Source organism: Xanthobacter wiegelii (assembly GCF_043193855.2).
Taxonomy (GTDB): Bacteria; Pseudomonadota; Alphaproteobacteria; order Rhizobiales; family Xanthobacteraceae; genus Xanthobacter; species Xanthobacter flavus_A.
The window spans coordinates 1,174,649-1,194,734 of the sequence record NZ_CM195529.1; the positions used below are offsets into that span (position 1 = coordinate 1,174,649).

Here is a 20,086-nt window from a genome sequence, read left to right on the forward strand (position 1 = left end):
GGGCCATGACGCGAGCGATCGAACTCGAGGCGCTGGAGTTCGCCGACGTCATCCTCCCGGGTGATCTCGTGTGCTGGGGGCAGGCGGCGGCGGAGCCTTTGCCGCTGACCGCCCGCCTGATGGCGCAACGCGGCCGGCTCGGCGGCTTTTCCGCCTTCATCGGCATCGGCCTCGGCGACACGCCGGACCCCGCCTATACGGACCGCGTCCGCTTCTCCTCGTTCTGCGGCACCGGGACGAACCGTCGACTCGCGGCAGCCGGCGCGCTCGACATCCTGCCGGTCCACTATTCGGATCTTCCGGCCCTGCTCGCCAGCCGGGTGGACGTCCTTCTGCTGCAGGTGGCGGAGCACCCTGACGGCGGACGCTTCAGCCTGTCCTGCGCCTGCGACTACATTGCGCCCCTGGTGCGGGCGGCGCGGGTGGTGATTTGCGAAGTGAACCGGCAGGCGCCGTTCACCTCGGCGGAGATCGCGGCCGCCGACATCGACGTGCTGGTCGCCACCGACCGGGCGCTACCCGAACAGGCGCGGGCGGTTCCGACCGCGGCCGAGCAGGCCATCGGGGCCCATGTGGCCTCGCTCATTCGGGATGGGGCGACGTTGCAGTTCGGCCTCGGTGCCGTCCCCGACTGCGTCGCCGGACTGCTCAAGCATCACCGCGATCTCGGTTTGCACACCGGCATCCTGAGCGACGGCGCCATGGGGCTGATCGAGGCGGGTGCCGTGACCAACGCGCTTAAGCCCATCCACCGCGGCGTGACGGTGGCGGGCACGCTGCTCGGCAGCCGCGCGCTGCTTGATTTCGCCCATCTCAATCGGGCGATCGCTTTGGAGCCGGTCAGCGTCACCCATTCGCACGCGTTGATCGCGCAAATGCCGGCCTTCACCGCCATCAATTCGGCGCTGGAAGTGGACCTTTCGGGACAGGCGAACACCGAGACCGTGGGCGGGCGCTATGTGGGCACGATCGGCGGTGCGCTGGACTTCCTGCGGGGCGCGCGGGCGTCCGCCGGTGGGCTGCCCATCATCGCCTTGCCTTCGACGGTCGAGGCAAAGGGCGAGCGCCGGAGCCGCATCACTGCGCGTCTCTCCGGCCCCGCGACCATCGGTCGGGCCGATGCCGCCATCATCGTGACGGAACACGGCATCGCAGATCTGCGCCCGCTCACGCTCGCGGAACGGGCCGAAGCCTTGATTGCCATCGCCGATCCCGCCTTTCGCGATGACCTGCGCGAAAGGGCGCGCTCGGGCGCCTAACCTTCGACGAGAGCCGGGACAATTGCGGCTTAATCGTGTGACTCGACGTCGAAACGCGCACGGGCGGCCCTGAATTTTTCGGCGTTTTCGATCACCCAGCCCCAGAGCGGAATCATTCCCTCCAGCAAGCCGCGTCCGAGTTCGGTCAACGCGTAGTCCACATGCGGCGGCGTGGTACGATGATCGTGCCGCGTGACGAGCCCGTCGCGCTCCAGTTGGCGCAGCGTGCGGGTGAGCATGCGTTGCGTGATGCCCTTCAACCTCCTGGCGATCTGGGCGTGGCGGAGCGTTCCCTCGGCGCCCAGCGCGTAGACGACGCCCAGCGACCAGCGATTGCCCGCGTGGGTCAGGATCTCTCGCTTGAGCCCGTCGTCCGCGTCGCTGAGAGCCTGGCAGGCGGCCCGCGAACGCTCGATCGTCGCAAGAAATTCGGAATCCCTAGACCGTATCATTCGTGTGCCTGCTTCCATCGCGTCAGGACATTCTCCATGTATTTGGCACCTCAACAGGAGATGTCCATGACTGTTCCCCCGATTCTTGGCGATCATATCCTGGTCCTTGGCGCAGGAGAGCTTGGGCTTGAGGTGCTGAATGGCCTGACGGGCGTAACTTACCAGGGCCGCAACCTTCACCTGTCGGCATTGCTTCGTCCCGTTCCTGCCAACGGAATGGATGACCGCCCTGGGAAAATCTCCGAAACTCTCACCGCATTAAATGTGGATATCGTCCGGATAGACATCGCGACCGCCAGCCAGGACGAGCTTGCTCATGTGTTCTCGCGGTTTTCCACCGTCATCTGCTGTACTGGTTTCGTCGGCGGAAGCGGCACGCAGCTGAAGATCACCTCCGCAGTCTTGCAAGCCGGCGTCAAGCTCTACGTCCCCTGGCAGTTCGGCGTGGATTATGATGTCGTTGGGCGCGGCAGCGGCCAGGATGTATGGGATGAGCAACTCGACGTGCGCGACATGTTGCGGGCGCAGTCGCGCACACATTGGATCATCATCTCGACCGGCATGTTCATTAGCTTCTTGTTCGAGCCTTCGTTCGGCCTCGTCGATCTGGACCGAAACCGCGTCCATGCGCTGGGGAACTGGGACTATCGGCTCACGGTCACAACGCCGCACGACATCGGCCGGTTGGTCGCCGCTATCCTGACCGCCGTCCCGTCTCCAATAGATCAAGTGGTCTATGTCGGTGGCGACACAATCTCCTACCGGGAGCTTGCCGATACAGTGGACCGCGTCCTTTCTCGCTCTGTCGAGCGTGTCCTGTGGACGGTCTCGGATCTGCGAGCAGATCTTAAGGCTCATCCGGACGATCCGATCCGCAAATACCGCCTCGCCTTCGCGCGCAGCGACGGGGTGGCCTGGCCCTTGGAGCAAACCTTCAATGCTCTGCACGATATCCCCGTGACGAGCGTTGCGGCGTGGCTAGAGGCCCGAGGTGCGGAAGACAACTCTTAGGCTGCGCAGGGCTGACCGCGTTGTCCAACGACACCAGCCTACTCGAAACTGTTCCACCTGAGAGTAAAATCGGAGGCCGGTTAAGCCACTCTCCGAACAAGCGCCAACCGCGCTTTCGGGCGGCGCGCGTCGGGCTTGCGCGGTCCGGGAACAGCGTTCCCAGACTGCCATGCTTGTCCGGCGCTCCTCTACCTTTCCGTCAGCTTCAGCTCGATACGCCGATTGCGGGCGCGGGCCTCGTCGGAGGTGCCGGTGTCGAGGGGCTGGAATTCGCCGAAGCCGGCGGCGATGAGGTGGTTGGGGCTCACGCCTTTGGCGATGAGATACTGCACCACCGCAATGGCGCGGGCCGCCGAGAGTTCCCAGTTGGAGGGGAACTGGGCAGTCGAGATGGGCCTGTTGTCCGTGTGGCCGTCGATGCGCAGGGCCCAGGAGATGTCCGGCGGGATGGACTTCTCGAGGTCGAGGATGGCGCCCGCCAGCTTGTCGAGGGAGGCAATGGCCTCCGGCTTCATCACCGCCGAGCCGGCGTCGAAGAAGACTTCCGACTGGAACACGAAGCGGTCGCCCACCACCCGGATGTCCGGTCGGTTGCCGAGGATGTCGCGGAGGCGGCCGAAGAATTCGGAGCGGAAGCGCGTCAGTTCCTGAACCCGCTGCGCCAGCGCCACGTTAAGGCGGCGGCCGAGATCGGTGATCTTGGCCTGGCTCTCGGCGTCGCGCTTCTCGGAGATGTTCAGCGCCTCCTCCAGCGCCGCCATCTGCCGGCGCAGGGCCGCGATCTGCTGGTTCAGAAGCTCGATCTGCGCGGCGGCGCGGGCGGCGAGGTCCTTCTGGCTGTCGAGTTCGCGCGACAGCGCGTTCGCGCGGCCGGTGTCGGACGGGGCGGGGATGGCGGCGGCCTGTCCACGCAGCCGCTCGCGCTCGCTCTCGCTTGCTTCCAGCGAGGCGCGCACCGAGGCGAGATCGCTTTCGGTGGACTGGATGTTCGCCCGCTCCAGAGAGAGCAGGTCGGTCAGCTGGCGGATCTGCGCCTGCAGGCGCTGCATCACATCGTCCTTGCCCGCAATCTCTTGGGTCAGGAAGAATTGGGTGAGGATGAACGTGGAGAGCAGAAAGGTGAAGACGAGGAGCAGCGTGGACAGAGCGTCCACGAAGCCGGGCCAGTAGTCGATTTGGCGGTCGCGCCCGCGCCGGCCGAGGGCCATGGGTTCTGCCTCCGCTCAGTTGCGCCGCGGACCGGCGTCGTCCTCGATCCGGGAGAGCAGGCGCTTCATCTGCTCCTGCTGGGCCTGCTGCTGCTCGATCATCTGCTTCAGCAGCGCCTGTTCCGAGCGCATGTGGGTGACGAGCCCTTGCAGGCTCTCGGCAAGCTGCGCCAGCGCCGAGGTGACGCGCTGGGAGCCGGCCTCCGTCATGGTCTTCTCCAGCCGACCCATGGCGGAGACGAGCGGATCGAGGTCCAGCACGGGCGGAGGTAGTGCCATCGGCGCGGCGGCCGGAACCTTTGCCGGGGCGGCGGGCACGCGGGGCGCGGCCTCGCGGTCGGCGGCGAGCGCCCGGTCGCGCGGGGCGTCGTCGAGGTCACGCACGGTGGTGGAGAGCCAGTCCTCCAGGTCCGTATAGAAGCGGTTCTGCGCCTGGCCCGCCTGCAAGTCGAGGAAGCCCAGCACCAGCGAGCCGGAGAGGCCGAACAGCGAGGAGGAGAAGGCCGTGCCCATGCCGCCGAGCGGGGCGGCGAGGCCGCTCTTCATGTCCTCGAAGATGGAGCCCACGTCCGGCCCCACCTGCAATGCGCCAATGACCGAGCCGATGGAGGAGACCGTCTCCAGAAGGCCCCAGAAGGTCCCGAGCAGGCCCAGGAAGACGAGAAGGCCGGTGAGGTAGCGCCCCATGTCCCGGCTCTCGTCGAGGCGGGTGCCGATGGAATCGAGGATGGAGCGCATGGTGGCCTGCGAGATCGTCATCCGCCCCAGCCGCTCGCCGAGAAGCGCGGCCATGGGCGCGAGCAGGGTAGGGGGGCGGGCCACTGCGAGGCCGGGGTCGGCGAGGCGGAAGGAATTCACCCAGTCCACTTCCGGGAAGAGGCGCGCCACCTGCCGGATGGACAGGATGATGCCCACCGCCAGCACGCCGAATATGACGCCGTTGAGCCCCGGATTGTTGAGGAACGCCGCCACGATCTGCTTGTGCAGCACCGCCGCCAGCGCCGCGCACAGGGCCAGGAACACCAGCATCCGCACCAGAAAGATGCGAGGCGACGAGAGCTTGATGAACGGATCGACGACGCGCGCCATGTTTCTCCCCGAGCGAGTGTGTCCCTCGAACGCTGAAGGCCCCCTTGAAGGCCGCCGCGGGGGAGGCCTCGCACAGGGACATCGGCCGGAGAATCAGGCCCGACCTGTGGCAAGCGCCGGAGCCGACTATGGCACAGGGACACCACGCGGCGAAACAGTCGCGACCTTCCGGAAGATCAGCGAAAGATTGTTCGCCGGCATCTCCTCCACCCGAGCCAGAGCGAGGCCGTTTCTGGCCGCCTCCGCCGCCACATCCGCGAGATGCCGCAGGCCGAAGCGCGAATCCTGCCGCCGCAGGTCCGCGTCGAAGGCGACGTTGCTGGGTGCCGTCTCCACGCCATCGCGCAGATAGGCGCCGTAGGTGAAGAGGATGCCGTCCGCCGGCAGGCGCGCGCCGGCGCCGCGCATCAGGCCCACGGTGGCCTCCCACGGGCTGATGTGGATCATGTTGATGCAGACGACGGCATCCACCTTGCCGACCGGCCAGTCCTCGCCCGCAGCATCGAGGGCGAGGGGCTCGCGCACGTTGGCAAGGCCCTCGGCGGCGGCCCAGGCGGCGATGGAGGCGCGGGCGAAAGGGGAGGGGTCGGACGGCTGGAACACGAGGTGGGGCGCGCGGCGGGCGAAATGCACCACATGCTCGCCGGTGCCGCTGGCGATCTCCAGCACGGTGCCGGAGCGGGGCAGCAGAGGCAGCAGCAGATCGCCGATGGGGCCGCGGTTCTTGAGCGTGGCGGGCGCGGAGCGGCGGGCGTCGAGGTCGGGGGCAGTCAAGCGGAGGTCTCCGGCGGCGGGGAGGGGCGTGCGGCGATCTTGGCCCGGCGGACGCGGGGGCTCAATGGGCGTCGGGAACCAAGGCCGGCCCGTTCGCACGCCACCGAGGACTTCAAGCCATGCAAGTCTGCCCGCCGGGAATCGTAAGCCCCCCGGGGATCGTAAGCCTACCGGAGACCGCCTACTGCACCGGCAGGATGCGCTTTCCCGTCCTCGCGGCCTCGTCATAGATGCGGGTGTCGCCGGGCTTCAGGGAATAGCAGGTCTGCGCGATCACCGGCGTGCCCGCGGCCAGCAGCTGGCCCACGGTGGCGAAGCGGTAGCCCTTCGCCCGGAGCGCGGGGATGAGAATCTTGAGGGCCTCGGCCGTGTGCTTGCCTCGCCCGTTGGCGTGCATCAGCACGATGGAGCCGGGCCGGATGCTGCGCAGCATGTCCTCCGCCATGCCCTTTGCGCCGACGAAGGCGGGGTCGCCGGAATCCACGTCCCACTGAATGGCGAGATGGCCGGTGTCGTTGACGTAGTTCAGGGATTCCGCGCTGCAGGAGCCGTAGGGAAAGCGGAACAGGCTGAGCGCCTGCGGCTTCGGCAGCATGCAGCCCCTGGCCTCCGCCTGCCGGCGGCCGAAAGCGAGGCCGATATCGGCATCGTCCACCTGCCGACGCATGGCCTCGCCGGTCTTCACGGTGAGATTGGCGTGGGACCAGGTGTGGTTGCCCATCTCGAATCCGGGATCGGCCGTGAGCTGCCCGCCGCGTTCGGGATGGCTCACCATCCACTTGCCGCCGGCAAAGAAGGTGGCGGCGACACCCTCGGCCCTGAGATAGTCCACGATGGCGCCGTCATACCCGGAGGTCTCGCTGGAGGCCTCGCAGAGGTCGAAGGTGAGGGCCACCATCTTCACGCCCGGCGGCAGGTCCACCCGGCGGATCGAGCCGCGCAGCGCCGCCGGCACGGGCGCCGAGGCGGGCACCGAGATGTCCGGCAGCTGACCCGGCCCGCCGGTGTGCGGCCGCACGATCTCCTCGCCCGGCTTCGCCGCCAGCACCTGGGGCGGATAGCAGGCAGGCCCGGCCGCCTGGGCGGGCAGCGCCAGCGAAGCAAGCGCCAGCGCGGCGAGGTGGGCACGGAGCAGTCGGATGGAGGGCAAGGCGTCACCGGCACAAAGCGTCGCCATCGGACGGCGGCGCTTCCGCTTAGTCTGCCGCGCGGCGCTTTTCCAGTAGCGCAACGGTGAGGTTCCGGTCACTTGCTGTTGCGCGGGGAAACATCAGCGTGGCCGGGGGGCGGCATCAACAGATTCCATTTGTCGGCGGTCGCCGCATCGGGTTAACCCGCAGTCCAGCGCCCCCCGGAACCGCCCCATGAACATCCTCTCCATTCAGTCGCACGTCGCCTACGGCCATGTGGGCAACGCCTCCGCCGTGTTCACGCTCCAGCGGCTGGGCGTGGAGGTGTGGCCCATCAACACGGTGCAGTTCTCCAACCACACCGGCTATGGCGCGTGGCGGGGGCAGGTGTTCGAGGCGTCCGTCATCGGCGATCTGGTCGAGGGCATCGCCGAGCGCGGCGTGCTGTCGCGCTGCGATGGCGTGCTCTCGGGCTACATGGGCTCGGCGGACATCGGCGCCGCCATTCTCGATGCGGTGGCGCGGGTGCGGGCGGCGAACCGCAACGCCGCTTACTGCTGCGATCCGGTGATCGGTGATGTGGGACGCGGAATCTTCGTGCGGCCGGGCATACCCGAATTCATGCGCGAGCAGGCGGTGCCCGCCGCCGACGTCATCACCCCCAACCAGTTCGAGCTGGAGCTGCTCACCGGCCGCGCCTGCCCGACCTTGCCCGAGGCCATCGCCGCCTGCGACGCGCTGCATGCGCGCGGGCCGAAGGTGATCCTCGTCACCAGTCTGCATGTGGGCGAAACGCCGCCCGATTCGATAGATCTGCTCGCCTCCGGCCCGGACGGGCGGTTCCTGGTGCGCACGCCGCGCCTCGCCGTGTCGCTCAACGGCGCGGGCGATGCCATCGCCGCCTTGTTCTTCTTCCACGTGCTGCGCACGGGCTCCACGGCGCAGGCGGTTTCCCTTGCCGCATCCTCCATTTACGGGGTGCTGAGCCGGACCGAAAAAGCACAGTCTCGGGAATTGCTGCTGGTGGAGGCGCAGGAGGAGTTCGTGACCCCCTCCCGGCTCTTCCCGGCCTCGTCGATCTGAGGCTAAATTGTGGCAGTGAGTAAAGAGGCCGGCGTGGGGGCGCGGGTGCTCTTGTAGTGTTCGAGAGCTGAAATGCCGCGCCGGTACGTGACCCTGGACGTGTTCACCACCCGCCCCTTCGGCGGCAATCCGCTCGCCGTGGTGCTCGATGCCCAGGGGCTCGACGACGCGGCCATGCAGCAGATCGCGCGGGAGTTCAACGTCTCCGAGACGGTGTTCGTGCTGCCGCCGAAGAACAAGGCGAACCGCGCCCGCATCCGCATCTTCACCGTTGCCCACGAGATGCCGTTCGCCGGCCATCCCACCGTCGGCGCCGCCGTGCTGCTCGCGCTGGAGGACAAGCTCGCCTCGGGCACCCTGCGGATCGAGGAGACCATCGGCACCATCACCTGCGAGGTGTCGGCGCAGGGCGCCACGGCGGCCGGGGCGCGCAAGGGCTCGGCGGTGTTCACCGCGCCGCGCAAGGGCGAGATCGAGGAGGTGAACATCTCCCGGGCCGCCTGCGCCGAGGCGCTGAACCTCGACGAGGGGGATATCGGTTTTGACGCCCACCGGCCCATCGTGGCCAACGCCGGCGTGCCCTTCCTGTTCGTGCCGCTGGCCGATCTGACGGCCCTCGCCCGCGCCCGGCCGGACGAGGCGGCCTTCATCGCTTCCCTCGGCGGCTTCGGCGAGGCGCTCTACCTCTACACGCTGGACGAGGAGGGCGACGCCGACTTCCGCGCCCGCATGTTCTCCCCCGGCCTCGGAACGGAGGAGGACCCTGCCACCGGCGCCGCTGCCGCCGCCTTTCCCTGGGTGCTGCTCGACGCTGAGAACCGGGTCGACGGCCACCACAAGGTGCGCATCGACCAGGGCTTCGAGATGGGCCGGCCGAGCCGCGTCGATCTCGGCTTCACCGTGAAAGGCGGCCAGGTCACCGGTGCCACCATCGGCGGCGGGGCGGTGGTGATTGCCGAGGGCGTGCTGCATATTTGAAAGACGCCAATGAGTAAGGCGCCATATTTGAGCATCGCCAATAGGTGGCATTGAAACAACTCACGATGCCGACCGGCGCCCCGGGCTTGGCTGTGGCTTCATCGCGCCTATGTCTGCCGCATCGCAGCACCCCGGCCCCAAGCCAGAGGACTTTCCTTCATGAGCGCGACATCCCTGTTCGACACCTTCCGCCTTGGCGACCTGACGCTGCCCAACCGCATCGTCATGGCGCCGCTGACGCGCAACCGCGCCGCCGCCGGCTTCGTGCCGAGCGAGCTTGCCCCGCAATATTATTCCATGCGGGCTGACGCCGGCCTCCTCATCACCGAGGCCTCGCAGATTTCCCAGCAGGGACAGGGCTATCAGGATACCCCCGGCATCTATACCGACGCCCAGGTCGAAGGCTGGAAGAAAGTGACCGATGCGGTCCACGCCAAGGGCGGGCGCATCTTCATCCAGCTGTGGCACGTGGGCCGCGTCTCCCACACCTCGCTGCAGCCCAACGGCGGCGCACCCGTGGCGCCGTCCGCCCTCACCGCGGCCACCAAGACCTTCGTGAACAACGGTTTCGCCGAGACCTCGGCGCCGCGCGCGCTGGAGCTGTCCGAGATCCCCGGCATCATCGAGGATTACCGTCGCGCCGCCGCCAACGCCATCAAGGCCGGCTTTGACGGCGTGGAGGTACATGGCGCCAACGGCTACCTCATCGACCAGTTCCTGAAGGACGGCTCCAACCAGCGCACCGACGCCTATGGCGGCTCCATCGAGAACCGCACCCGCTTCCTGCTGGAGGTGATGGACGCCATCATCGCCGAGATCGGCGCCGCCCGCACCGGCCTGCGCCTCTCCCCCGTCTCGCCGGCCAACGGCGTCTCGGAGAGCAGCCCGCAGGCCCTCTTCAATTACGTGATCGACGAGCTGGAGAAGCGCCACCCGGTCTATATCCACGTGGTGGAGGGCGCCACCGGCGGCCCGCGCGACGTGGCGCCGGACTTCTCCTTCGAGGAGCTGCGCAAGCGCTACAGCGGCGCCTGGATGGTGAACAACGGCTACGACCTCGCCCTCGCCAACAGCGTGCTGGCGGATGGCAAGGCCGACCTCGTCGCCTTCGGCAAGCCCTTCATCGCCAATCCCGACCTCGTGGAGCGCCTGCGCCGCGACGCGTCGCTCAACGAGGTGGACCGTGACACGCTCTATGGCGGCGGCGCCAAGGGCTATATCGACTACCCGACACTGAAAGACGCGGCCGCGTGAGCGGCGGCTGGGGGCAGGACTGGACCGAGGGCCGGCGCATCGCGCCGGTCCATCGGCTGGATTTGGTGTTCGAGCCCGGCGGCTGGAGCGAGATGGAGCCGCGTCGGGCCGAGATCGAGGCGCATTTCGCCCGCCGGGCGGCCGATAATCCCCATCTGTGGAACGGGCCGATCCTGCTGCTCTCCCGCCATGGATTTTCGGACGGTGTGCTCTCGGGTGCTTTCCGCCAGAGCGATTTTGCCGCCTTCACCTTCTGGCGCGATCAGGGCTGGAAGGACGAGGGCATGGTCAACGCCTTCGCCCTTGCCGCCATCGAAGGCTCGGACGGCGGCTTCGTGCTGGGCGTCATGGGGCCGCACACGGCGTCCGCCGGCCGCATCTATTTTCCCGGCGGCACGCCCGACCCGTCCGACATCACGCCGGACAGTCGCGTGGACCTCCACGCCTCCATGCTGCGCGAGCTGACCGAGGAAACCGGGCTCTCGCCCGCGGATATCCTGCGTGACGAGGGCTTCACCGGCCTGTTCGACGGGCCGCGCATCGCCCTCATGGGCCGCCTCGTCTTCGACGCCCCGGCCGAGGAACTGGCCCGGCACATCCGCGCCTTCCTCGCCCGCGAGGCACAGCCGGAACTCGCGGATGTGGCTGTTGTGAAAAGCGAAGCCGACCTCACCCCCGCCATGGCGCCCTTCGCGGTGGACTACATGCGCTGGCGCTGGGGCGGAAACTGAGGGCTGCTGCCCGCGCGCGGCGTCTCAGCGCCCTCGGGCGAGCCGGGCCGCCTTGCGCTTCGCCATGGTGGCGAGAAGGTCCGACGCGGTGAGGACGACGAGCGCGGTCATCGCCAGCGCGGTCGCCGTCAGCGCGTAGATGATGATGAAGGCGTAGCCGAAGAAATAGGTCAGGTAGCCGAAGGCGAACACCATGTTCGCGATGAAGAAATACTTGGCGTCGGGCAGGCCGTAAATGGCATCGCGCAGAAGCCAGCCGAAAAGGGGAACATGAAGCACGGCGCGCGTGGCGGTTCGCATGGGGCAGGGTCCGGTGACGTGTATCCAGGCTCGTCCCGCACTGCGGAACGGGCCGAACCTTCACCGGACCTTTGATCTGGATCAATATTCCCATTCGCCGCAGGCGGTGCGGCCTCGCGCCGCGTCGGCAATGCTTCGGACTTTCAGATGCGGCCTGGCCGCTGGAGCGCCGCTTGCGGCTGCGGTGGGGAGACGGGCGCGAACTGGCCCCATCGCGCGGCGCACCCTGTCGCTCGTGCCCCCTCCGCCCCGCGGTTGACGCCCGCGCCGCCCGCCCCCACAAACCGCACAAAGGCGGGGGAGATGGGTGGTGGCGCAGCAGCAGACAGTGGAGGCGCGCGCCTTCGCCAAGGCGGTCCGGCGGCTCATCCCGCTGATGATGGTGCTCTATGTGGTCAGCTTCCTCGACCGGGTGAATGTCGGTTTCGCGGCCCTGACCATGAATGCCGACCTCGGCTTCTCGCCGGAGGTCTATGGCTGGGGCGCGGGCATCTTCTTCCTCGGCTATTTCCTGTTCGAGGTGCCGAGCAACCTCGTGCTGCAGAAGGTCGGCGCGCGCCTGTGGATCTGCCGCATCATGGTCACCTGGGGCCTGATCTCGGCGGCCACCGCGTTCGTGACGGGTGCGACCGGCTTCTTCATCGCCCGCTTCCTGCTCGGCGCTGCGGAGGCGGGCTTCCTGCCGGGCATGATCCTCTATCTCGGCTACTGGTTCCCGCTCTCGGTCCGGGCGCGTTACGTCGCCCTGTTCATGGCGGCGGTCCCCATCTCCAGCGCGCTCGGGGCACCGCTCTCGGCCTGGATTCTGGATACGCACGGCCTGCTCGGCCTTGCCGGCTGGCAGTGGCTGTTCATCATCGAGGGCCTCCCGGCAGTCGTGCTCGGGCTCGTGGTGCTGGCCCTGCTGCCGGATGGACCGGGCGACGCCCGCTGGCTGACGACGGAGGAGAAGGCCGCTATCGCCGCGCGCCTTGCCGCCGACCATGCGATCCACGATGCGGCGCATCTGGCGGCCCATCCCGCCGGCACCCACGAGGCGTGGCTACCGGCGCTGAAGGACGGGCGGGTCGTCGTGCTCTGCCTTGTCTATCTCGGGCTGGTGGTGGGGCTCTATGGCATCGGGCTCTGGCTGCCGCAGATCGTCCGCGCCATGGGCTATTCCACCCATGAGGTGGGGCTGATCCTCATCATCCCCTATGCCCTGAGCGCGGTCGCCATGCTCGTCGTGGGACGGCACAGCGACTGGCGTGGGGAACGGGTGCTGCATGTCGCGGTGCCGGCCCTTGTCGGCGCAGCGGGCCTCGCCGCGAGCGTCGTCGCGCCCAGCCACATGACCGCCATCGCCGCCATCTCGCTGGCCTCCATGGGCATCTATGCGGCGCTGGGGCCGTTCTGGTCGGTGCCGCCGCAATTCCTGCGCGGCACAGCGGCTGCCGCCGGCATCGCGCTGATCAATTCGGTGGGCAACCTCGGCGGCTTCGCGGGGCCCTATCTGGTGGGGTTCGTGCGCGAGGCCACGGGGCGGTTCGATGCCGGCTTCCTGGCGCTGGCCGGCATCGTGCTCGCTGCCGGCGTATTGGTGCTCACTTTCCGGTCACGTCTTGCCCCTTCGCTGCAGTGCAATGACGATAAGGCGAGAAAAAATTAGCCAGCAGCGCTTCCGCCTGATGAAGAGACGAAGCTTTTCTGCTTTACTCTCGTTTCAAATGACCGCCGGACAGTCGGCGGCGCGGGAGGAATATCGTGGGATTTCAAATGAGGGGCCGGTCGCGCCCGCCCTCTGTCGGCCCTGCGGGGGGCTCGATCGGGCAATTCGCGACACACGGCATGGCGGCGGCTGATGCCGGCGCCCGGGAGCGCGCCGCGGTCATGATCGTGGCCATGGGCTGTTCGTTCTCCGGCCTGCTGGTGGGGCTGTGCCTCGCCGCGGCCCATTGGCCGGCATTGGCCTTTCTTGCTGGCGCTGCGATCGCCGGCACGGGCGCCTGGTTCGCGCGAGGCCTTGCCTTCGACCTCTCGCGGGAAACCACGGACGGCGGCCAGTAGCGCGCCGCCGGCTGCGCTCCGGCCTTTCGAGCGCTGCCCTGTGGCGCTCAGTCCACCGCCAGCGGATGACGCGCCGTGTCGCGGCGCGTCACGGCCTCCACCGGGCTCGGCGTGCCGCCGATGGCCCGGGTGATGGCGAGGCGGGTCGCCTCGTGGTTGAAGGCCTGGATGCGCGCATCGTCGCTGGCATCCCAGTGGATGAAGACTCCCACGCAGATGAAGATGTCGTCGGCCTCCTCCATGGGGATGAGGCCGTCCGCCACGCAATCGGCCACCGCCTTGGCGACGGCATATTGCGCCGGCCCGAACATCTGCACCGCCTGGCGGGCATCCTTGATCGTCACCTTGTTGAACAGAACGGTGGCGGGCTTCACCATCAGATTGGGCTCGACGACGGCGAGCAGGCCGGTGAAGCCGTCCTTGTTGTTGGTGAGGGCGTTGACGAAGGCGATCTCGGCCGAGGAGCCGCGGGGCCCCATGATGAGGTCGATGTGGGCGACCTCATTGCCGTCGCCCACCAGGGCCTCTCCCACCAGAAGACGATCGATCCTGGGCATGAAATCCTCCGCAAAATGCCGTGCTGAAAAGGCGTGATGAAAAAATGCGCTACTGGACCTCGAAAGGGATGTTTCCGGTGGCCGCCGCGCCGCGCCCGTCGCGCAGGGTGACGAACACGCGGTAGCGACCGGGCGGCAGGCCGAAGATGCGCACGCCAGTGGGCGCGGGATCGTGCAGCCCCTGCGGGAAGCTCGGCGGCACCGGCTCGGGATCGCCGCCGACGCTGCGGGCGGTGGTCTCGGCCATGATCTGCCATTCGGCCTTCAGTGGGTCGCCATCGGGATCGGTGGCGGAGAGGCGCACGAGCGTCTGCCCATCGGTCGGGAAGCGGGCGGGGCCGACGAGGGAGAGCCCGAGGATGCGCGGCGCCCGGTTGGGACCGCCGGGCACCTTCCCGCCCCATAGATCGGACATCACTTCCACCGTCTCGGTCCACTCGCCGGTGGGCAGCAGGAGCGAATAATAGGAGGGCGTCACCTCCTGCTTCTGGCCCCACAGGAAGGGCATGGCGCCGACGCCGGCCTGCTTGGCTGCCATCAGGTAGCGGCGCACGCGGGTCGCCTTCTCTGAGGAGGTCGGCTCCATGGGCGCGCCCCACGGCGCCCTGGGCGCGTCCCAATGGCCCTGCGCGCCCAGTTCGGTGAGGATGATCGGGCCGGTCCAGCCCTGCGCCCGTGCCCGGCCGGCCGAGGTGAGCAGGCCGTCGCCATAGCCGTTGATGCCGAGCACGTCGATGCTCGGCGCGCTGCGCTTCAGGATCGCCGCCTTGTCCTGGCCGACCTCGGCAAGCGCGGCCATGGTCGGATGCTGGCTATCCAGCGTCTTCACCAGCCTGGCCGCCTCCTCGATGGCAGGCCACACAGCCTGCGCCTCTTCCGGGGAAAGCTCGACCTCCACCTCGTTGCCGATGCCCCACATCAGCAGCGCGGGGTGGGTGCGATAGCGCTCCACCATATGGCGCAGCGCCTCCAGCTGGGCCGTCACGGCCGCCTTGTCGGCATAATTGAAGCCGAGGCGCGGATGGGCGAGCCAGAAGCCCACGATCACCTTCAGCCCCGCCCGCTGCGCGGCATCGAGAATTTCGCCCGGCTCCTGCCCGTAGGTGCGGATGGTGTTGGCGCCCAGTGCCTTCAGCTCGGAAAAGCGCGTCTCGCCGCTGGCGCCGAGGGGCATGAAGGGCTTGCCATCCACCAGGATATCGGCACCGCGCACCGCCACCTGGGCGGCATGGGCCCGCCGCACGAGGGCGGGGGACAGGACGAGCACGACAAGCAGAAGGACAAAGACGTGACGCACGGACGAAACTCGCGATTGGCCTGAGGACATCGACGCATTGCAGCATGCAGGGTGCGGGATGCCTTCGGCAACATCAACCGGCCGCGGCCTGCGCGCCTTGCCGCATCGCAAGCGGGAACCGGCGCGGTTGCGGCGCGATCTGCTATAAGCGCCGCGTTCCTGCCGCACCCCTGCTGCTTCCCCGCCGCATCAAGGTCCGCTCCATGCCCGTGATTGCCCATCTCTCCGACCCGCACCTCGGCCCGATTCCGGAGGCCCGCGTCTCCGAGCTTCTGGGCAAGCGCTTCTTCGGGATGATGAACTGGATCGGCGCGCGGCGGCGCAATTTCGGAGCCTCGACGCTGGCCCCGCTGACGGCCGATCTTCTGGCCCAGCAGCCAGACCACATCTGCGTCACCGGCGACCTCGTGAACGTGAGCCTGCCGGCGGAGTTCGACACCGGCGCCACCTTCCTCTCCTCCCTGGGAACGCCCGACCGGGTGAGCGTGGTGCCGGGCAATCACGATGCCTACGTGCGCTCGGCCATGCACTATCACCTGGAGCATTGGGCGCCCTTCCTCGCCGGCGACGACAGCCATCCCCACACGCCGGTGGACGTGGATTCGTTTCCCTATGTCCGGCGGCGGGGCGAATTGGCGATCGTGGGCGTTTCCACCGCCATACCTACGGCGGTGTTCCTCGCCAGCGGCAAGGCGGGGCGGGCCCAGCTCGGCCGGCTCTCGGCGCTGCTGCAGAAACTGAAGGCGGAAGGGCTGTTCCGGGTGGTGATGATCCACCATCCGCCCGTCGGCGAACGCCCCTTCCACCGCGACCTGCGCGATGCGGAAGAGGTGCGCGCGGTGCTGGCGCAGGCGGGGGCGGAACTGGTGCTGCACGGCCACGACCACCGCGCATCGCTGGGCTATATCCCGTCCGCCATCGGCCGTATTCCCGTGGTGGGCGTGCCCTCCGCCTCGGCCGGTCCGCAGGATGATCGCGGCGCGGGCGGCTATTGCCTCTATCGCATCTCGGGGGGACCCGGCGCATGGCGGTGCGAAATGGAACGGCGCGGCTATGCGCGCGATGTCTCAGATATTTCAAGTCTTGAGGCAAAAATACTTTCGGGGCCGGAAGGCGTTGCCTAAAAGTCGTGGCATGATATGGGTGTCGTTGCGGCGATGTAGCGCGAAATATCTATTTGCAACGAGTTGTATCAAGATGTCTATTACCGAAGTTTAAGTTGCTGGGAGTGGGGTCCGGGGGGATGCTTTGCTCGTCCCTGAAGGAGGACCCACGACATGAAACGTGCTCTTTTCGCCGCAACCGCCGCTGCCCTGATTGCCGGTTCCGCGGCAACCTATGCCGCCAACACCGCGCCGGCGGGGGACGCGCCGCACCGCTGGCAGCCGACCGCCGAGGATCGCGCCATCCTCACCGATGCCCGCATCGTCGCGCTCAAGACCGCGCTGAAGCTGACGCCGGACCAGGAGAAGCTGTGGCCGGGCGTCGAGCAGACCCTGAAGTCCGTGGCCAAGGACGCGGCCCAGCGCCGCGAGCAGATGGGCGCCGACCGCAAGGCCGCCCGCGAGGCGCGGCAGGCCGGCACGCCCGTCGATCCCATCGCCCGCATGCGCACCGCCGCGGATCGCATGGACGCCCGCGCGGCCGACCTGCGCAAGATCGCGGATGCGGCGGACCCGCTCTACAAGACCCTCGACGCGGGGCAGAAGCAGCGCCTCAACATGGTGCTGCGCCAGCAGTTCCGGGGCATGGGTGGCGGAATGGGCGGCTGGCACCACGGTCCCCATGGCGGCCCGCACGGCGGCCCCAACGCCGACGGCCCGCGTCGCGGCTGACCGGCATTCGGTTCCCGGGGGAGGCGGGGCGGCGGGGGCCGCTCTGCTCTCCAGGAAAGTGGCGGTATCATTGAGCTGATTCATGAGAGCGGCTCATGGACCCGTTGACGATTATTGATTTTCCAAAGGACCGGGGCTGCTCGTAGAATGGGGCAACATGCACATCCCCTGTGCATCCCCCTCAGCGAGACGACCCCGATGTCCGCCCCGTCCTCCCCGCCCGCCGCCTCCGGCCGCAGCGGCGCCGTGCCTGCCATACTCATTCTCATCGCCGGATCGGCGGTGGCGCTGGTCACCTTCGGCCCGCGATCGGTGTTCGGCCTGTTCCTGCTGCCCATGTCGCAGGAGTTCGGCTGGGGCCGGGACGTGTTCGGCTTCGCCGTGGCCATCCAGAACCTGCTTTGGGGCGTCGGCTCACCGTTTGCCGGCGCGCTGGCCGATCGCTTCGGAACGGTCCGGGTGCTGTGCTGCGGTGCGCTCATCTACGCCGCCGGCCTCGTGCTGATGGCCTATGCGACGACGCCCGGCCTCCTGCACCTGTCCGCCGGCGTGCTGATCGGCTTCGGCCTTTCGGCTGCTTCGTTCAATCTGGTGCTCGCGGCGTTCGGCAAGCTGCTGCCGAACGAGTGGAAGTCGCTCGGCTTCGGTCTTGCGACCGCGGCCGGCTCCTTCGGCCAGTTCCTGTTCCCGCCGCTCACCCGTGGGCTGATGGACACCATCGGCTGGCACGAGACGCTGCTCGTGTTCGGCGCCTCTCTGCTCATCGTGCTGCCCTTCTCTCTGGCGCTGGCCACACGCGCGGCGCCGCCAACGGGAGCCGGCAGCGCCCAGCCCCCCCAGCAGACCATCGGCGCGGCACTGAGCGAGGCGCTCCGGCATCCGAGCTATGTGTTGCTGGTGCTCGGCTTCTTCACCTGCGGCTTCCAGCTCGCCTTTGTCACCGTCCACATGCCGGCCTTCCTGGTCGACAAGGGCATGAGCCTGTCGGTGGGCGCCTACACGCTGGCGCTGATCGGACTGTTCAACATCCTCGGCTCGCTGACCGCCGGCTACCTGTCCAACCGCATGTCGCGCAAGGTGCTGCTGTCGCTCATCTATGCCGGACGGGGCATCGCCATCGCGGCGTTCATCCTGTCCCCGATCACGGCGACGAGCTGCTACGTGTTCGGCGCCGCCATGGGCTTCCTGTGGCTCTCCACCGTGCCGCCGACCTCGGGCCTCGTGATGCTCATGTTCGGCACGCGCTACATGGCCATGCTCTATGGCTTCGCCTTCTTCTCCCACCAGGTGGGCGGCTTCCTGGGGGTCTATCTGGGCGGCGAGATCTATGAGGCGACCAAGAGCTACGACTGGCTCTGGTGGCTGTCTGTCGCACTGTCCTTTGCCTCGGCGGCCATCAATCTGCCCATAAGGGAACGTCCTGTTCATCGGCCGGTAACCGTATGAGCGCGACTCTCAGAGCACGGTGCCGGAAGATTCGGCATCGTGCGCACGGCGCCGGTGTTCCCTAGCTGTTCCTGCTATTGACAACGGCCGGTGGTGTCTGCGCAACGTGAGCGAAGATCAAATGGATAAACGCGAACAAGCCATGCGCAGCATTGTCATCGCGGCCTTGGGCTTTGCCGCACTCCTCCCCGCCGCCCTTGTGGCGGCGCCCGCCGCCGCCCAGCAGCTCACCGCCGATCAGGCGCGCGACTTCGTGGTCGGCCGCACCTTCTCGTTCACCTGCTTCGAAGGCTCCAAGGGCGCCGGACGCGTTTATGCGGACGGCTCCGTCGCCGGCATGATCACTCTGCGCGAGGCGCCGCCGCGCTTCGTGCGCCTGCCGCCCAACACGCTGCGCGTGCGTGGCGAGAACGTCTGCGGCTTCGTGAAGGGCATGACCTTCGAGCCCTGCTTCGATCTGGTGAAGACCGGTCAGAATTCCTTCCGTGGCTCGCTCGCCGGCATCCAGACCATGTGGTGCGAGTTCGTGGGCACCAGCGGCGACGGCCAGCAGGTGGCCTCGCGCCGCTCCAAGTCCAAGCGCACCACGGAAGCCGCCGCGGACTGATCGCTGCTCCCTCAGCCCGCGGCCGCCGCGGGCTGGTCCTCGACCCCCTCGATCCGCCCCCTGAGCTTGCCGATCTCCCGGCCCGCGTGCTCCATGAAGGTGCGCACCCGCGCCGTGGCCTTGATGTCGGGGTGGGTGAGCAGCCACAGACCTGATTCCAGCTCGTTCTGCCGCCCCATCAGCTGGACGAGCCCCGGCGTGACCGCCGCGATGAAGCAGGGCAGCAGCGCCAGCCCCATCCCCGCCGCCGCCGCTTCGGCAAGGCCGAGCACGGTGTTCACCCGATAGATGATCTTCTCGTCGCCCACCCGCTCGCGCAGCCATTTGGCGGGCTTGATGGCACCAAGATTGTCGGAGAAGCCGATCCAGTCGTGGCGCCTGAAATCCGCCGGTTCGAGCGGGCCCGCGATGTCGTGCGCCGCGCTGCCGTAGATGCCCCACGCGATGGACGCCATGCGCCGCCCCACCAGCGTGTCGCCCGGCCGGTCGCTGGCGCGGATGGCCACATCCGCGTCGCGCTTGGACAGGCTGAGCGACTGGTTGGAGATCACCACGTCCAGCCGGATTTCCGGATAGGCCTGCCGGAAGGAAGCGAAGATGGGCGTGAGCATGTGGACCAGCAGCGTGTCGTTGGTGGTCACGCGCAGTTCACCGGACGGCCGCAGGTCCTGTCCGGTAATGCGGCGCTCCACCGCCAGCACCTCGTCCGCCATGTGCTCGGCGAGGCGCACCATTTCCTCGCCCATGGGGGTCGGCACGTAGCCGGCGCGCGCCCGCTCGAACAGCCGGGCGCCCAATTGCTGCTCCAGCGTTCCGAGGCGGCGGAAAACGGTGGAATGGTTGACGGCCAATTGCTCAGCGGCACCGGCCAGGGAGCCGGTTTCGGCGATGGCCCGGACCAGCCGGAAATCGTCCCACGGAATCATGGAGCGGCGACCCTCGGGAAAGTGATTTGCAAAGATGCAAACTCGATCAGGATTTGATGAGTATGGCCGTGCATGAGAGTGAAAGCTAGATGTGGTGCCACCT

21 protein-coding genes are annotated in these 20,086 nt (G+C 68.0%); 12 read left to right on the forward strand and 9 right to left on the reverse strand.

The annotated features are described in order from the left end of the window. Positions 1 to 5: 5 nt before the first annotated feature. Entirely contained in the window at positions 6 to 1,259 is a 1,254-nt protein-coding gene (locus V5F63_RS05340; RefSeq protein WP_394102473.1) for an acetyl-CoA hydrolase/transferase family protein, read from the forward strand. 29 nt (positions 1,260 to 1,288) lie between these two features. Here the strand turns inward: V5F63_RS05340 and V5F63_RS05345 are convergent, their stop codons facing one another. Further along, entirely contained in the window at positions 1,289 to 1,729 is a 441-nt protein-coding gene (locus tag V5F63_RS05345; RefSeq protein WP_394102474.1) for a winged helix-turn-helix transcriptional regulator, read from the reverse strand. 48 nt (positions 1,730 to 1,777) lie between these two features. Between V5F63_RS05345 and V5F63_RS05350 the strand changes: the two genes are divergently transcribed. Further along, positions 1,778 to 2,722, forward strand: coding sequence for an aromatic alcohol reductase (locus tag V5F63_RS05350; protein WP_394102475.1), 945 nt, complete (start codon positions 1,778 to 1,780; stop codon positions 2,720 to 2,722). Positions 2,723 to 2,910: 188 nt separating this feature from the next. Here V5F63_RS05350 and V5F63_RS05355 read toward each other — a convergent pair whose 3' ends face one another. From V5F63_RS05355 to V5F63_RS05370, 4 genes are all read right to left on the reverse strand, one after another. Continuing rightward, positions 2,911 to 3,930 (reverse strand): peptidoglycan -binding protein, encoded by a 1,020-nt coding sequence (locus V5F63_RS05355; RefSeq protein ID WP_394102476.1) that lies wholly within the window; start codon positions 3,928 to 3,930, stop codon positions 2,911 to 2,913. 15 nt (positions 3,931 to 3,945) lie between these two features. Next, positions 3,946 to 5,019, reverse strand: coding sequence for a flagellar motor protein MotA (locus V5F63_RS05360; protein WP_394102477.1), 1,074 nt, complete (start codon positions 5,017 to 5,019; stop codon positions 3,946 to 3,948). A gap of 126 nt (positions 5,020 to 5,145) precedes the next feature. Further along, on the reverse strand, positions 5,146 to 5,793 hold the full coding sequence (locus tag V5F63_RS05365; RefSeq protein WP_394102478.1) for a DUF938 domain-containing protein: 648 nt from the start codon (positions 5,791 to 5,793) through the stop codon (positions 5,146 to 5,148). Positions 5,794 to 5,974: 181 nt separating this feature from the next. Beyond that, positions 5,975 to 6,970 carry a polysaccharide deacetylase family protein gene (locus V5F63_RS05370; protein ID WP_509210821.1) on the reverse strand — a complete coding sequence of 332 codons (996 nt, stop codon included), beginning with the start codon at positions 6,968 to 6,970 and terminating at the stop codon, positions 5,975 to 5,977. 187 nt (positions 6,971 to 7,157) lie between these two features. Here V5F63_RS05370 and pdxY point away from each other — a divergent pair, with 187 nt between their 5' ends. The 4 genes from pdxY (at position 7,158) to V5F63_RS05390 (ending at position 10,969) form a co-directional block, all read left to right on the forward strand. After that, positions 7,158 to 8,006 (forward strand): pyridoxal kinase PdxY, encoded by an 849-nt coding sequence (gene pdxY, locus V5F63_RS05375; RefSeq protein ID WP_394029944.1) that lies wholly within the window; start codon positions 7,158 to 7,160, stop codon positions 8,004 to 8,006. Between the two features lie 72 nt (positions 8,007 to 8,078). After that, positions 8,079 to 8,984: a PhzF family protein gene (locus V5F63_RS05380; protein WP_394029943.1), complete on the forward strand. Its 906-nt coding sequence runs from the start codon at positions 8,079 to 8,081 to the stop codon at positions 8,982 to 8,984. Between the two features lie 159 nt (positions 8,985 to 9,143). Beyond that, complete coding sequence (locus V5F63_RS05385; RefSeq protein ID WP_394102480.1) at positions 9,144 to 10,238, forward strand: alkene reductase; 1,095 nt, start codon at positions 9,144 to 9,146, stop codon at positions 10,236 to 10,238. Further along, positions 10,235 to 10,969: an NUDIX hydrolase gene (locus tag V5F63_RS05390; protein ID WP_209487982.1), complete on the forward strand. Its 735-nt coding sequence runs from the start codon at positions 10,235 to 10,237 to the stop codon at positions 10,967 to 10,969. The genes V5F63_RS05385 and V5F63_RS05390 overlap by 4 nt, the downstream gene beginning before the upstream one ends. A 24-nt stretch (positions 10,970 to 10,993) precedes the next feature. On the opposite strand, the gene V5F63_RS05395 is transcribed toward V5F63_RS05390, so the two are convergent. Then, complete coding sequence (locus V5F63_RS05395) at positions 10,994 to 11,269, reverse strand: hypothetical protein (RefSeq protein ID WP_209487983.1); 276 nt, start codon at positions 11,267 to 11,269, stop codon at positions 10,994 to 10,996. A gap of 310 nt (positions 11,270 to 11,579) precedes the next feature. On the opposite strand from V5F63_RS05395, the gene V5F63_RS05400 reads away from it, so the two are divergent. Both V5F63_RS05400 and V5F63_RS05405 read left to right on the forward strand, forming a co-directional pair. Further along, the gene (locus V5F63_RS05400) at positions 11,580 to 12,917 is read left to right on the forward strand and encodes an MFS transporter (RefSeq protein WP_394102481.1); all 1,338 of its coding nucleotides are present in this window, start codon (positions 11,580 to 11,582) and stop codon (positions 12,915 to 12,917) included. A 179-nt stretch (positions 12,918 to 13,096) separates the two neighbouring features. Further along, positions 13,097 to 13,315, forward strand: a complete 219-nt coding sequence (locus tag V5F63_RS05405; protein WP_209487984.1) for a hypothetical protein — start codon at positions 13,097 to 13,099, stop codon at positions 13,313 to 13,315. 47 nt (positions 13,316 to 13,362) lie between these two features. Here the strand turns inward: V5F63_RS05405 and fae are convergent, their stop codons facing one another. Together fae and V5F63_RS05415 are read right to left on the reverse strand one after the other, a co-directional pair. Next, positions 13,363 to 13,872, reverse strand: a complete 510-nt coding sequence (gene fae, locus V5F63_RS05410; RefSeq protein WP_209487985.1) for a formaldehyde-activating enzyme — start codon at positions 13,870 to 13,872, stop codon at positions 13,363 to 13,365. Between the two features lie 49 nt (positions 13,873 to 13,921). Beyond that, positions 13,922 to 15,169: a glycoside hydrolase family 2 TIM barrel-domain containing protein gene (locus V5F63_RS05415; RefSeq protein ID WP_394102482.1), complete on the reverse strand. Its 1,248-nt coding sequence runs from the start codon at positions 15,167 to 15,169 to the stop codon at positions 13,922 to 13,924. Between the two features lie 203 nt (positions 15,170 to 15,372). On the opposite strand from V5F63_RS05415, the gene V5F63_RS05420 reads away from it, so the two are divergent. The 4 genes from V5F63_RS05420 (at position 15,373) to V5F63_RS05435 (ending at position 19,057) form a co-directional block, all read left to right on the forward strand. Further along, on the forward strand, positions 15,373 to 16,293 hold the full coding sequence (locus tag V5F63_RS05420) for a metallophosphoesterase family protein (protein WP_394102483.1): 921 nt from the start codon (positions 15,373 to 15,375) through the stop codon (positions 16,291 to 16,293). Positions 16,294 to 16,446: 153 nt separating this feature from the next. Beyond that, positions 16,447 to 17,004 (forward strand): Spy/CpxP family protein refolding chaperone, encoded by a 558-nt coding sequence (locus tag V5F63_RS05425; protein ID WP_209487988.1) that lies wholly within the window; start codon positions 16,447 to 16,449, stop codon positions 17,002 to 17,004. A 198-nt stretch (positions 17,005 to 17,202) separates the two neighbouring features. Continuing rightward, positions 17,203 to 18,450, forward strand: a complete 1,248-nt coding sequence (locus V5F63_RS05430; RefSeq protein WP_209487989.1) for an MFS transporter — start codon at positions 17,203 to 17,205, stop codon at positions 18,448 to 18,450. Between the two features lie 142 nt (positions 18,451 to 18,592). Further along, positions 18,593 to 19,057 carry a hypothetical protein gene (locus V5F63_RS05435; protein WP_209487990.1) on the forward strand — a complete coding sequence of 155 codons (465 nt, stop codon included), beginning with the start codon at positions 18,593 to 18,595 and terminating at the stop codon, positions 19,055 to 19,057. An 11-nt stretch (positions 19,058 to 19,068) separates the two neighbouring features. On the opposite strand, the gene V5F63_RS05440 is transcribed toward V5F63_RS05435, so the two are convergent. After that, the gene (locus V5F63_RS05440; RefSeq protein WP_209487991.1) at positions 19,069 to 19,983 is read right to left on the reverse strand and encodes a LysR family transcriptional regulator; all 915 of its coding nucleotides are present in this window, start codon (positions 19,981 to 19,983) and stop codon (positions 19,069 to 19,071) included. Positions 19,984 to 20,086 lie beyond the last annotated feature (103 nt).